The organism is Chitinophaga varians, from assembly GCF_014529945.1.
Lineage (GTDB): Bacteria > Bacteroidota > Bacteroidia > Chitinophagales > Chitinophagaceae > Chitinophaga > Chitinophaga varians.
Window position 1 is genome coordinate 1,299,372 of sequence record NZ_JACVFB010000002.1, and the last position, 13,536, is coordinate 1,312,907.

A 13,536-nucleotide genomic window follows, 5' to 3' on the forward strand; every position below is an offset into this window, starting at 1 on the left:
GCGTGATAAAACCCCCTGCAACGGACATTTTATCAGCCATTAAAAAAACAGCGAACATGTCTACCTTACACCGTTACGCAGATTACCTGCCAGCCCCGATAGCCGATCAGTTTCCCAGTCCGGTGAAGAACCGGGAGCGTATCCGTCCGTTAACAGCGGGACAGTTTTTCCAGGACTTTTATCTGGAAGAAGAAAATGTGATCAACAAGGGGGCTTTGCTGAAAGATGCCGTGGGCGTTACTTCTTTGCATTTACTGACAGCGCAGCCGTTGATCGTGGCTTTTTATTCCGTTAACTGGAATGGTTACGGGGATGCACTGATTGCTGAACTAATTGAGAAACATGCTGCCATAGAAGCTGCCGGAGCGCGTTTGCTGGTATTGTCCAGCGAGGGCAAAAAGCACTTCACTGAATTCAACCGCGAGCCGTTACCTTTTGATGTAGCCAGGGATGCACAGCATCGTATAGCCCGGAAGGCCGGTATTTACAAGGAATCCGATCCTATCTGGGGCCGTGTTGCCGGTGTAAATGCGGACGTGCCTGTTCCGGCAGTTTATCTGATCACGCCTTCCCTGGAAATTACCTATAGCTTTGCGGATGTTTATCTGGAACAAAAGTTCTCCGTGGACGAGCTGTTGTCTGTTGTAGACAAACAACTGGCCATCAGTGCGTAATATGATTACGTATATCCGTTGCAGTTATATTATACAAAAGTCCTTGTTCCGGAGGCGGTGTATGCCATCCGGAACTCTTTGGGCGTACAGTCTTTTTTCTTTTTGAAGATGCGGTTGAAATTGGAAATGTTATTAAACCCGCATTTATAAGCGATTTCATTAACGGTATGCGTGGTTTCTATCAGCATCCGGGAGGCATGCCCCAGCCTTATTTCTATCAGTGTGTCCACAAACGTTTTACCGATCCTTGCTTTAAAGAAACGGCTAAAAGCCACGTCTGTCATTGCTGCCAGCTTAGCGGCTTCGTGCAGGGAGATATTCTTGTCGAAGTTGTGGTTGAGGTAGTGCATGACTTTTTGCACACGGCGACTGTTATACGAAAATGTTTCCAGGTTGCTGAAGCTGGCATCTGAGAGGATGCGCATGTTCCGGCTGGTAGACAGGTCGTGGAGGACAGACATTAGTTCCAAAACAGAATCGAAGCCTTGTTTTTGTGGCAGGTGTACCAGCCGGGGCATGATCTGCCGCGTGGTATCAGCGGAAAACAGGATGCCTCTGACCGATCGTTCAAACATGTTTTTGATGAAACTCATCTGGTTGCGTTGCAGGAATTTTTCATCGAACAGATCGCGGTGGAACTGAATGGTGATTTCCTTAATGACGCCGCCCTGGTGTTTGTGGGTAAACCAGCCATGTTGCAGATTGGGCCCTACCAGTACCAGTTCGAGGTCTTCAATGTCTTCGATGTGATCGCCAATGATGCGCCGGGCGCCGGGTGCGTGCTGGATAAAGTTGAGCTCAAATTCTTCATGGTAGTGTAGTGGAAAATCGAAAGCTGTCTTCTCCCGGGAGAAGAGGGTAAAACAATCGCTTTGCGTTAGAGGGGTGATCTCGCGTAGTAGTTTGCTTTTCATGTACCATATTTTGGTGAACGTGGAATGTGTTGATTTTCTGCCTGTAACATCAACAGGGATAAAAAAGCATCATTTTTTTATTGTTCCTGTAATAAAAAGTAACGCGGAACCTGGTATGTAATATTAACGATAATAGCTGATTTTAACTACGGCTGTCGTGGGAATTTGTCCGGATATATTAATGAAAAAGATTATCAAAGTATAACGAATAGATAATAAAGTATTATATACTTATTGAAATAAAAATGATTTTTAGGGAAGATAGTAGCCACGTTATGTTTGCCAGCGGCGGAGGACCGGTTGCATTTTATATTCCACGTATTTCCGTGATGACTGTTTGCCAACAACATAGCCTGTTTGCGCGGCAGGAAAACTATTGCGCACAAACAGGCTATCGACAAATGTCGGGTGATCTGACTAAAGCTTACTAACGGTGTCGCCTATGGGAGATGTTATCTGTTGACCGCTGTTTTAGGCTGGCAGCCGATAATATCACCGGCAGCGCGCAGCTGTTGTTCCAGGGTGTTACCATCTATCTGTGCCCGGTGTTCGATAATCCGGTCGTCTTTGATGGCAAAGGAGCGGAAGCCGCTGGTGACAGCGGTGAGGCCTGTTGCGGGGATGCCTCGCCATAAACCGATATGTTTCATATGCATGGAGATGCGGACCATGCAGTGACCGGGTTCGGCGAGGTGTTCCTCAATGACGGTTTGTGGTTGAAACGACTCATGGACCATGGTCACCCACTGCTGCAATCCGCTGGCGTCAGCGGGCAGGCCGGCCGGCAGCGAGTGATCTTTATAGGCAGGATGGAGGAAAGTATTGAGGCTGCTGGTGTTGCCGTTGTTCCATACCTCTTCGATGAAGCGGATGATCAGGTCTTTTTGTGCGGAGAGATGCATATGATGGCTATTGATGAGCCACAAAGTTACCGGCAGGCCGGCGATGCCCATTGTGTCAAACGTCACAAAACGCGGCGGCGGATGCGGCTGAGCGTTTCGCGGGAGATGCCGATATAGGAACTGAGTTGTGTAAGAGATACACGTTGTACCAGTTCAGGATGATGCGTCAGGATGTACTGGTAGCGCTCTTCAGGGGAGTGCGTCTTCAGCCAGTCGGCATGTGTTTCGCCGGCAATCGCCAGTAATTCCAGGCGTTCGCGGCCAAAGGCGGTGATGGCGGGTGACTGATAGAGTGACGCGAAGGTGTCCTTATGCCAGCGAAGCAACACGGAACGCTCTGTGGTAGCGATATGATAAGCGGACGGTTCATTGTTACGCAGACTTTTCATGTTAGTGATAAAGTCGTTTTCAAAGAAAAAAGCGGTGTTGACTTCCCGGGTATGATGGTCATAGAACGCGCGGCAGGCGCCTTTTTCCATGAGCCAGATATGCTGACAGGTATGTCCTGCCTGTAGTAGATGGTCACCCTGTTTGACCAAGAGAATTTGTGCCGTGTTCCACATGAGTTCTTTGGAAACGCTATCCAGTTTTGACTTGTGGAGGACAGACTCCTCGAAACAAACGATTGTTTTTTTCATGTGTGATATCAGTGAAATAAGTTATCAGTTGTTAAAAATACTCACTACTAGGTATTTCTGCAATCCTTTCCTTCACTTACCTTTGTATTCACAGATGTTTCACTGCCATCTGTTTAACTGTCACACAAAGCTAATACTGTTCCAACGGTCATCATATTTTTACCCCCAAAAAAGGGTCATCTTCTACAGGAAGGGGACCCTTATCCGTTTTTTATATACATTTGTTATCAGAGAGCATTAAAAACCTACGACATTTTACGGTTTATCCTATACACTATATAGCAGGACATGAGTACGTATACCGTATTATCTGAGGCTGCCAGTCTTGAAGAAAAGCTACAGGCCCTTCAGGCCATTGAGCGAGAACTGCCGGCAGTATTTATTGTGATGAATGTGGAGGAGGACTATGTGGAATATATGTCTGAAAACGGGCGGCAACAGCTGGACGTTTCCATGGAGGACCTTCGGGCCATGGGCCACAGTTATTATGACACTTATTTTAATCCGCATGATGTGGCTGATTATCTGCCCAAGGTTACCGCTATGCTTACCGCATCAGCTGAAAAGGACATGGCCATTACCTTCTTTCAGCAGGTGAGGCTGGCCCGTCATCTGGACTGGTCCTGGCATCTGGGCACTACCCGGGTATTTATGCGGAACGCCCTTGGGGTGCCTACGCACGTGATTACCTGCGCCATCCCGATTGATCCGCTGCATCATGTGACCAGTAAGGTGAACAGGCTGTTGGAGGAAAACAATTTCCTGCGCCGCAACCAGCATATTTTTGCCGCGCTGACCAAACGGGAGAAGGAAATACTCCGGTTGATGGCCCTTGGCTTCAGTGCCAGCGAAATAGCCGAAAAGGTACATATTTCCGAGAAAACGGCCGTCACCCACCGACGGAACATCAAAAGCAAAATCGGCGCCCAGTCGGGCTACGATCTAACCAGTTTTGCCCAGGCTTTCGATCTGATCTGACGGGGAAGCCATTTCCCGGAAAATCCCGAAAAATTAAAGCCGGGAATGTGCGCCATATACGGATAAATCTGTATTTTCAGTGCTGTATACCATATTTTTTCCCTGTCTGCCTGTTTTGCAGCAGACTTGTTAACCGATTATTTATGTCTTTTAAAGCAGTTCTCAACATCGACGGAGAAGAGTTAAACGTACTGGAGTGCGATTTTACCTTCAGTCAACACACCGACCACAATGGAAAGCCTGCAGCGCGCCCCAAAGGAGGCAGTATTAATCTGAAAGTGGAATCTGCCGGCGAAACCCATCTTTTTGACTGGATGATCTCCAATACACAAACCAAAAACGGCAGTATCATTTTCTTCCGCCGCGACTCTATGTCCAGGCTGAAGGAACTGCGGTTTACCGACGCCTATTGCGTAGGTTATACCGAACAGTTCAATGCTGCCAACGATCAGCCCCTGCAGATACAACTGTCGCTTTCTGCCCGGGAGCTGAAGCTCAATAACTCCGTGTACCAGAACCCCTGGCCCATGTAGTCACGCAAAGGCGCAAAGCAGCAAAGCAGCAAAGAGCGCAAAGTGTGATATAAGCGAATAGAAAAAGCAAAGTCACGGAGATCAAATGTGATCTTCGCGCCTTTGTTTTCTTATTAATCTTAAAAATCTTTGCGCTCTTTGCTGCTTTGCGCCTTTGCGTGAACTACCTACCTTTATACCACTGCAGTGAGCCTGCAACGTGGACTATGGAAGATAAACAAGTAATCACCTACCCTAACGGCACCATGACCATGACACGCTGGATGTGCGATGATATCCTCATCGGGCACGGACTGTCATCATTCCGGGAACTATTCGCCTCTCCGGCACATAGTGACAACGACGTGGTGCGGCTGCATTTCGGCCTGCGGGGAGATTACCTTTTCAGTTACCAGCAGCTGGGCAAAACCTACGACCTGATAGGCGGTCATCATAACTTCATGTACTCCCACCCCTTTGATATGGTGGTGGAAAACAAAACGCTGGAACTGGAGATCTTTGGCGTGCAGTTCCCGCGGGAGAAATTCCTGAGCTTTACCCAACATGCCAGCGATCAGCTCAAACGTTTCGCGGATAAGGTAGCTGCCGGCCAGCCCGTGATTTTTACCGAGACCTGGGGCGCCCTCGATGCGCAGATGGAGCAGGTCATATCCCAAATCCGGTTCAGCAAATACGCCGGTGATTTCCAGCGGCTTTTCCTGCTGTCCAAAAGCCTGGAATTGCTGGTATTGTCGGCCGAATCCTGCACTGCTGCCGATCAACGGCAGGCTATCTACCTGAAAAGCAAACAGGACACCGAAAAAATCATTGCGGTACGCGACCTGCTCAATACAAGACTGGACTCCCCGCCCAGCCTCACAGAAATTGCCCGGACGGTAGGGCTCAACGAATACAAACTGAAGCGTGGTTTCAAAGAGAAATTCAACAATACCGTTTTCGGTTACCTCACCGATCAGCGGCTGCAACTGGCCCACCAATACCTGCGCGACACCGGTAAATCGGCTGCCGAAATAGCCGCTGAACTGGGCTATGCCACCCCGCAGCATTTCAATAACGCCTTTAAAAAGAAATTCGGCTTCACTCCTTTTTCGGTTAGAAATAATCCGTAATACGCAATCCGCCGAATCGCCTTTATTTTACTTTTGTGACGTATCACAAGAGCAAAATATTTATCTACCTGTAAAAAACTATCGTATGGGACAAGCATTAATCGTGAGAAACGACATCACCATCAACGCACCGGCCGCTGTGGTATGGGATACCCTGATCAATCCTGCCAAAACCAGACAGTACATGTTTAACTGCGAAACGGTGTCAGACTGGAAACAGGGCAGCGAGCTCCTCTGGAAAATGGAACATGAAGGCAAAGAGCTGATCGCTGTAAAAGGGACCATCGAAGAGATCATCCCCAACGAAAGGCTGGTTTATACCACTATCGATCCTAATTCCAATATCGACGATACTTCCGAAAACTACCTGAAAGTGACTTACCAGCTGACGCCCCGCGATGGACAAACGTTGCTGGTAGTTACGCAGGGCGATTATTCCACCGTAGCGGAAGGCGACCGGAGATACAAAGAGGCCATGGATGCCGGTGGCTGGGCTGCTATCCTCACCGAAATCAAAAAGGTGGCAGAAGCCAATTAATAACCGGCAAAAAAAGGGCTTTCACCGGAACCAGCCCTCCGTTTACCTAGTGATGGTTGATTCCCCGGGCGCTGTGTTACAATTTTGTGGTATTAAACCCTTTTTATGACACAGCTCCCAACATCTTTTCATGTATTGATAGCCGGTGGCGGAATCAGTGGTCTGTCATTGGCGCTGTTCCTCCATAAGGCCGGCATATCCTGCAGCATCTATGAGGCATACGGTTATAAAGCCACTATCGGCGCAGGTTTTAATATTGCGCCCAATGGCATGAACGTACTGGATGCCCTGGGGCTGGCGGAACGGGTAACAGCTGCCGGAGCGGTGTCGGAAGAGTTTTGCATGCGCAATGGCAAAGGCAAGGTGATCGCCAATTTGCCGAACGGCTCTGTGGAAAAGTACGGTCAGCGGGGTGTGAGCCTCTCCCGCGCTGCCTTGTACGATATCTTATTACAGGAACTGAAGGAACAGGGACTTACCGTACAATATCAAAAAAGACTTTGCGATATCCGTCAACATGAAGACGGTGTCACCGCTGTATTTACAGATGGCACACGGGCCACAGGCGACGTGCTGATTGGCGCCGATGGTGTTCATTCCGCTACCCGCCAGCTGCTATTCCCGGAAGCGCCCGCACCGGCTTTCACCGGTATGAAAAACTATGGCGGATTTGCTCCTTTGTCTGCCTTACCGGAAATGACTACACGCGAAATCAACAGCCTCAATTTTACTTTCGGCAATGATGGATTCTTTGGCTACTGCGCTGCCGGCAACGGGATGGCCATGTGGTGGTCCAACCTGCCGTCGGACGTGCCTTTTACCAGAGAAGAGCTGGATTCTACCACCGTAGAGGAGGTAAAAACGTTGATGGAAAACCGTTATAAAAGTTATCATGCTCCCATACCTGCCCTGATAGCTCAAACGGAAAAGGTGTTGAAGGTGAACGTGTCTGATATCGCTTCGCTGGCTTCCTGGCATAAAGACCGGGTGTTGCTGATCGGTGATGCGGCCCATGCGGTGAACCCCAGTGCCGGTCAGGGCGCCTCCATGGCCCTGGAAGACGCGATGTACCTGGGAATGCTGCTGCGGGACGCCGGCGTAGGCTCTTATGCCGCCGCTTTCCGGAAATTTGAAACGGACCGTAAGCCAAGAGTAGAGAAGATTGTGGCCGAAGGAAGAAGAAGAGGTAAATCCAAAAATATACTCCGCCCCTGGCAGGCTAAGGTCAGGGACTGGATGATGGCGATTTTCGTTCCGCTGTTTGCTCCTAAGAACTTCGACTGGCTATACCGCTATAAACTCGACTGGCAGATGAAATACTAACAGGAAGGGGTATATTTGAGGGATCAAAATCCTACATGCTATGCCATCCCGTACCACTTTCCGGAAGTTGTTGCCCGCTATCATTATCATTCCCCTGGCTTTTGCCTTCGTCATGTACGCGGTATTCCACGATGACGGCGCTACATTGTTTAGCATAATGGGGCTGTCTTTTCTCATTGGAATCCCTTTTGCCATGGGCGCGCTGGTGATTCATCTTTCTCCGCGCGAGAAAGTGGAGAACAGAGCATACCGCATTATGATGCCGTGGGTGCCGATCGGTATTTTCCTGGTATTTACATTGATATTTGCCCTGGAAGGGTGGGCATGCTGGCTGATGATTTTACCGATTTTCCTGGTGGCTGCTTCTGCGGGCGGTGCTGCCGCCGGCCGTATTAAATTAAGAGATAAGCGTAAACAGGAACGGATATACGTTTCTCTGATCGCGCTTCTTCCGCTGGTCGTTTCTCCTATAGAAAGGATGATAGGCAGCATACCCGGACAATACAAAGCGTATACTTATATCGATATCCATAGCAGCAAAGAAAATATCTGGAAGAACGTTACCCGTGTGGGTGAAATCGCTGCCACGCAGGACAAAGGCTGGTTTACCCGCTTGCTGGGCTTCCCCCGCCCTATCAAAGCAGAGCTGAATTACGAAGGAGTAGGCGCTTTTCGCAAAGCGATCTTTGATAAAGGCCTGGTGTTCGATGAAAAGGTAACAGCGTATAGCCATCAGCGTAGTATGAGCTTTACCATTCATGCAGACCCTTACAATATCCCCTCCACTACCATGGATGAACATGTGGTGATTGGCGGACAGTATTTTGATGTGCTGGACGGGACCTATGAGCTGGAACCATTGTCCAACGGGAATTACCGGTTACATCTTTACAGCCATTTTAAGTTAAATACCACCTTTAATTTTTATGCCAGCTGGTGGGCATCCTGGATCATGAAAGATATCCAGCACAATATTCTGCAGGTGATCCGGCAGCGGGCAGAATCAGGGTTACCAGAAAACCGTATATAACGCTGTCAGAATACCGATGATGATAATGGAGCCTGCGATGAAGCCGGGCGTGGTGCGGAACATGGACTTATCTATTTCCAGTGCATGCTGTGTGGCTTCTTTCGTGGGGCGGCTGATACTGATGATGATCATCAGGATAACGATCAGCACAAAAGTGATGGACATCCTGTCGAGGAACGGGTAATCCGGGAAGGCTCCGTTTGTCCATACCGGCAGGAATTTCAGCACCGTGGAGATGGGAATGGTGAGCAGCGCGCCGGTGAGCGCAGCGCCGGCAGTAGTCCGCTTCCAGAAGAAGCCGAGCAGGAAAATAGCCAACACACCGGGAGAGATAAAGCCGACGTATTCCTGAATGAACTGATATGCCTGGTCCAGCGACCGCAGCGATGGCGTAACGATGGCCGCCAGCAACATCGCGATGATCACTGCCCAGCGCCCTACGCTCACCAGCTTTTTTTCACTGGCTTCGCGGTTAAAATATTTCTGGTAGATATCCAGCGAGAAGATCGTGGAGATACTGTTGGCTTTACCGGCAAGAGACGCTACGATGGCGGCTGTCAGCGCCGCGAAGGCAACGCCTTTCAGGCCGGGAGGCAACAGGTTCATGAGCGTGGGATAGGCATGGTCCGGTTTAATGACGCCGGCCGCATCGGTCATCTCCTGTTGGAACATCCCGTTTTTATGCAGCACAAACATCACGATGCCGGGCAGCACCGCGATGACCGGCACCAGCAGTTTAAGGAAGGCGGCAAATAAAATGCCTTTGCGCGCGGTCTGTAAATTAGCGCCCAGCGCCCGTTGTGTGATGTATTGGTTACATCCCCAGTACGCGAGGTTGTTGATCCACATACCGCCTATCAATACCGACAGCCCGGGAAGATCTTTGTAATAGGGATGGTCGCTATGGAAGATCATATGGAAATGTGACGGGGCCTCCTTACGCAATACCGACAAGCCTTTCAGGATATGGCTGCCATAACCGAACTTCTCGGATAATAAAGTAAGTGCCAGATAAGTGGTTACCAGTCCGCCAATGATCAGCACGGCCACCTGTACCACATCGGTATAACCGATCACTTTCATGCCGCCGAGCGTTACAATCACTGAGAAGACACAAAGCCCTGCAATGCACCATTCAAAAGGAATGGTGGAGATAGAGGCGATGGCCAGCGCACCGAGGTAAATAATGGAAGTGAGGTTAACGAACACATACACCAGCAGCCAGAAAACAGCCATAACGGTACTCACTTTGTCGTTGTACCGCTTGGCCAGAAATTGAGGCATGGTATATATCTTATTTTTCAGGTACAGCGGAATGAAGAACACTGCCACGATGATAAGGGTGGCAGCAGCCATCCATTCATAGGTGGAGATGGCCAGTCCGAGGGCGAAGCCGGAGCCGGACATACCGATGAAGTGTTCTGCTGATATATTGGACGCGATCAGGGAGGCGCCGATGGCCCACCAGGTGAGAGAGCCTTCCGCCAGGAAAAAGTCTTTGGAGTTGGCGGCCGTTGATTTTTTACGGTGATAGACGTAGTACCCGTAAGTGGCGATAGCAATGAAGTAGATGAAAAAAACGATGTAATCCGCTTGTTGCAGCTTATTCATGTGGTGGATGTGTGGAATTTATAAAGTTGGTTGATAAGTTACATTAATTGCTGCGATCCCCCAAAAAGGGGGATCCTGTTGATATGCAGCAACAAACGGAGGTTTTTCAGAATAGTCAGAATTTGAGGGTGGCAGGGAGATACTTCGCCACGAGATCTTCGTAATAGGGACGAAGTTGATTCCAGTCCGGCGGTACCGGATTTTTGGAATACAGGTCATATGGGTTGAAGAGTTTCACCCATTTGAGCATTTCGCGGTCGTGATCATCGAGCAGATAATCGTAGGCGCCTTCTCGGTGCCAGGCATAGAAAGAGTGGTAGCGCAGCATGTACAGGCCGGATTCCGGCAGATGGTTTTTCATCATCTGGTACACGTATTCATCGTGGCCCCAGGACATGTGCACATTGCGCAGGCCGCAGCCCCGCGTATAAACGCCGGTACCTTCCTGGTACGTGGTGTTTTGATAGTCCGGATTATTACGGAAATATTCCGGATAAACGACTTTATCAGAATAGGGAGCGCCTACAGGGAAGGTGTCGCCAACAACGGCCCATTGCGGTTCTCCGAAGAGGCAGAGCACTTTGCCCATATCGTGCATGAGGCCCGTGAGCACCATCCAGTCGGGGTGGCCATCATTACGGATGGCTTCCGATGTCTGCAGCAGGTGCTGGAACTGGTCCAGATCGGTATCCGGATCGGAATCATCTACCAGTTCGTTCAGGAAGTTGAAAGCATCCCAAACCGGCATTTCCCTTTTGTTGAATTGCAGGAAATCGGCTCTTTTCTGTTGCACAAAATCATAAGTCTGATAGGTATGATTGAGACGATAGAATTCGCGGACGGTATCTCTTTCCGGGGTGTCGTAGTTCCGGTATTCATCCACGGATTTGGAGGTGGCGATGCTTTCGGGAGTGGGATACCTTTCTAATACGGCATCTTCCCACTGGTCGAGGCTTGTTAAAGGATTCACTTCTTGTTCGGTGAAGGAAGGCTTTTTATTATCCATGGCAAGCTGTTTTATGGCTGACTTAAATTTCGGCTATTTTGACAGGATTATTGGTATGGGCGGGGAGTTTTATTTACGAAACCGGTTTCGTAGATTTATTGACCATGAAAAACGTAAACATCAGGGCGCTGGCCCGGGAGTTGAATCTTTCGTTATCGACGGTTTCCAAGGCGTTGCGGGACAGTTATGAGATCAGTGCCGCCACCAAAGAAAGGGTGCGCGCGTTGGCTGCCGAGTGGAACTATATTCCCAATGCGTACGCCAGCAGCCTGCGTGGCCGGAGGAGCAGGAATATTGCAGTGGTGCTGCCGGAGGTGGCCGACAGCTTTTTTTCAATCGCTATCAACGGAATAGAGGCAGCGGTGAAGGCCAAAGGGTACCATGTCATCATCTATCTGACGCATGAGAGTTATGCCGGAGAAGCGGCCATATTAAAAGATTTTCAGAGTGGCCGGGTCGACGGGGTGCTGTTGTCGGTATCACGGGAAACTACCGATACCGCACATGTGCAGGCGCTGATCGATAAGGATGTGCCGGTCGTATTTTTTGACCGGGTACTGGAAACGCTGTCGGCGCCTAAGATCGTGACAGATGACGCCGAAAGTGCCTATAAAGCCACCGCCCACCTGGTAGCGCAGGGATGCCGGGAAATAGCTTATCTCGGGATCTCCGACAGTCTGTCTATCTGCCGCCAGCGGATGGCCGGCTACGTGCAGGCGTTAGGTGATCATCAGATAACGGTACATCAGCGGAATATACTTACCTGCACCACAGACGGCGCCCGTAATTTTCAACTGGTGAAAAAGCTGTTGCAGCGCACCCACCGGCCGGATGGCATAGTCGCTTCCGTGGAGAAACTGACCACCACCGTATATCAGGTATGCCGGCAACTGCAACTGCGTATGCCCGCAGACGTTAAGCTGGCCTGCTTTTCCAATCTGGAGATCGCTACCATTCTGGAACCGTCGCTGACGACGATCACGCAGCCGGCTTTTGACATGGGCAAAGCCGCCGCGGAGGTGCTGGTGAAAATGCTGGAAAAGAAGCCGCTAACGGCAAAGGATATACGAATCGTAATTCCTTCGGAGTTGGTGGTGAGGGGATCGAGTAAATGAAAAGGGACTGATTGTTATATTTATATAATTCAGATTGATTATGCAGTGTAAACAAATTTGCTTATACCTGAAAATGTGCAGCAAGACCATAGCTATTGCCTGTGGCTTTCCTTCATTGTTATAAACATAGTGTTTCTCAGCGTGCTTACCATGTTGCGGTTATAAAAAGTGTCCTCCTTCAGCAGTGGAGAGGTATATAACACTGCTCCTTTTTTTAATTCAATTTCCTTCCTCTTGAGATACTTAAACCATAATTTTTCATAACGAGTTTCAGGTTTTTTCCTCATTTGAGCCATTTCAACAAATTGTTCTTGCTCAACACTAAATGGTAGAAGCACTCCCTCTGTCAACGCCTCGAACCAATACCCATATTTTTCTAACAAATCTATTTCTTCATTTGAGAAAATCACAGGATTACACGCAAGGGTAAATTTGCCCTTTACTCTTATGTATTCATGGTGTTTCTTTGCTTCGTTGTTCATCATAACCCTAATTTGTTTAAGAACTACAGAAGGTAAAATAAAGCGATTGTCTTCGGCTAGACACCTGGTCGTATATTAAGATAGTAAATTTTGAGGTGTTTACCCATTTTTGGGTTAAAAATAGAGGCCATCAGCCTGGTTCCCGACATGGTAAATGAATGATGCCGGGCTAAAATTGAGCGATACAGGCATGGCGGCCCGCTGAAGTGCTGCGGTTTAACTGCAGCGGATAATCGTTGGGAAACGTTGAGCCGTATCCGTGGCAGGCGGTAGCGTTGCGCTTTGTGACGATCGTCACAGGACAGATTCCTGCTGTGGCCCGACCTTTGTGTGGAGATAAAAAAATTAAGACGATGACACAAGCAGGAAAAACCGTGCAGCAGTTCCTGACTGCGCTGAACGAAGAAGACATGGCCACAGCCGGTACATTGCTGACGCCCGATTTCAAATTTGTGGGCGTATTAGGCTCCCGTGATGGCGCCGACGTATACATGGAAGATATGGGCCGCATGAAAATGAAATACACGATTCATAAGATATTTGAAGACGGAGACGATGTATGCGTGTTATGTGATTATATCATGGGCGATAAAACCGTATTTGGATGCAGCTGGTATCAGTTGAAAAACGAAAAAATCAGTTCCCTCCGGGTGGTGTTCGATCCCCGGCCATTGTTGTAAAAA

Annotated in this window: 15 protein-coding genes; 9 read left to right on the plus strand and 6 right to left on the minus strand. The window is 49.1% G+C overall.

What is annotated here, in order from left to right:
- Positions 1-56: 56 nt before the first annotated feature.
- Positions 57-674, plus strand: a complete 618-nt coding sequence (locus tag ICL55_RS13175; protein ID WP_188097771.1) for a redoxin domain-containing protein — start codon at positions 57-59, stop codon at positions 672-674.
- A gap of 29 nt (positions 675-703) precedes the next feature.
- On the opposite strand, the gene ICL55_RS13180 is transcribed toward ICL55_RS13175, so the two are convergent.
- From ICL55_RS13180 to ICL55_RS13190, 3 genes are all read right to left on the minus strand, one after another.
- Positions 704-1,588 (minus strand): helix-turn-helix transcriptional regulator, encoded by an 885-nt coding sequence (locus ICL55_RS13180; protein ID WP_188097772.1) that lies wholly within the window; start codon positions 1,586-1,588, stop codon positions 704-706.
- Positions 1,589-2,040: 452 nt separating this feature from the next.
- Positions 2,041-2,556 carry an ester cyclase gene (locus ICL55_RS13185; RefSeq protein ID WP_188097774.1) on the minus strand — a complete coding sequence of 172 codons (516 nt, stop codon included), beginning with the start codon at positions 2,554-2,556 and terminating at the stop codon, positions 2,041-2,043.
- Complete coding sequence (locus ICL55_RS13190) at positions 2,553-3,128, minus strand: Crp/Fnr family transcriptional regulator (RefSeq protein ID WP_188097776.1); 576 nt, start codon at positions 3,126-3,128, stop codon at positions 2,553-2,555. The genes ICL55_RS13185 and ICL55_RS13190 overlap by 4 nt, the downstream gene beginning before the upstream one ends.
- Before the next feature lie 288 nt (positions 3,129-3,416).
- Between ICL55_RS13190 and ICL55_RS13195 the strand changes: the two genes are divergently transcribed.
- The 6 genes from ICL55_RS13195 (at position 3,417) to ICL55_RS13220 (ending at position 8,639) form a co-directional block, all read left to right on the plus strand.
- Entirely contained in the window at positions 3,417-4,106 is a 690-nt protein-coding gene (locus ICL55_RS13195; RefSeq protein ID WP_188097778.1) for a helix-turn-helix transcriptional regulator, read from the plus strand.
- A gap of 143 nt (positions 4,107-4,249) precedes the next feature.
- On the plus strand, positions 4,250-4,639 hold the full coding sequence (gene tssD, locus ICL55_RS13200; protein ID WP_188097780.1) for a type VI secretion system tube protein TssD: 390 nt from the start codon (positions 4,250-4,252) through the stop codon (positions 4,637-4,639).
- Positions 4,640-4,845: 206 nt separating this feature from the next.
- Positions 4,846-5,748, plus strand: coding sequence for a helix-turn-helix domain-containing protein (locus ICL55_RS13205; protein WP_188097782.1), 903 nt, complete (start codon positions 4,846-4,848; stop codon positions 5,746-5,748).
- Positions 5,749-5,833: 85 nt separating this feature from the next.
- On the plus strand, positions 5,834-6,286 hold the full coding sequence (locus ICL55_RS13210; RefSeq protein ID WP_188097784.1) for an SRPBCC family protein: 453 nt from the start codon (positions 5,834-5,836) through the stop codon (positions 6,284-6,286).
- Between the two features lie 105 nt (positions 6,287-6,391).
- Positions 6,392-7,609: an FAD-dependent oxidoreductase gene (locus ICL55_RS13215; RefSeq protein WP_188097785.1), complete on the plus strand. Its 1,218-nt coding sequence runs from the start codon at positions 6,392-6,394 to the stop codon at positions 7,607-7,609.
- A 40-nt stretch (positions 7,610-7,649) separates the two neighbouring features.
- Positions 7,650-8,639, plus strand: coding sequence for an APC family permease (locus ICL55_RS13220; RefSeq protein ID WP_188097788.1), 990 nt, complete (start codon positions 7,650-7,652; stop codon positions 8,637-8,639).
- Here the strand turns inward: ICL55_RS13220 and ICL55_RS13225 are convergent.
- Together ICL55_RS13225 and ICL55_RS13230 are read right to left on the minus strand one after the other, a co-directional pair.
- Entirely contained in the window at positions 8,619-10,250 is a 1,632-nt protein-coding gene (locus tag ICL55_RS13225; protein ID WP_188097790.1) for a sodium/sugar symporter, read from the minus strand. The genes ICL55_RS13220 and ICL55_RS13225 overlap by 21 nt on opposite strands.
- A gap of 115 nt (positions 10,251-10,365) precedes the next feature.
- Complete coding sequence (locus tag ICL55_RS13230; protein ID WP_188097792.1) at positions 10,366-11,256, minus strand: inositol oxygenase family protein; 891 nt, start codon at positions 11,254-11,256, stop codon at positions 10,366-10,368.
- A 104-nt stretch (positions 11,257-11,360) separates the two neighbouring features.
- Between ICL55_RS13230 and ICL55_RS13235 the strand changes: the two genes are divergently transcribed.
- Entirely contained in the window at positions 11,361-12,371 is a 1,011-nt protein-coding gene (locus ICL55_RS13235) for a LacI family DNA-binding transcriptional regulator (protein ID WP_188097794.1), read from the plus strand.
- Between the two features lie 92 nt (positions 12,372-12,463).
- On the opposite strand, the gene maoP is transcribed toward ICL55_RS13235, so the two are convergent.
- Entirely contained in the window at positions 12,464-12,856 is a 393-nt protein-coding gene (maoP, locus tag ICL55_RS13240) for a DUF413 domain-containing protein (protein WP_188097796.1), read from the minus strand.
- A gap of 350 nt (positions 12,857-13,206) precedes the next feature.
- Here maoP and ICL55_RS13245 point away from each other — a divergent pair, with 350 nt between their 5' ends.
- Positions 13,207-13,533 carry a nuclear transport factor 2 family protein gene (locus ICL55_RS13245; protein WP_188097798.1) on the plus strand — a complete coding sequence of 109 codons (327 nt, stop codon included), beginning with the start codon at positions 13,207-13,209 and terminating at the stop codon, positions 13,531-13,533.
- The last annotated feature ends 3 nt before the right edge of the window (positions 13,534-13,536 follow it).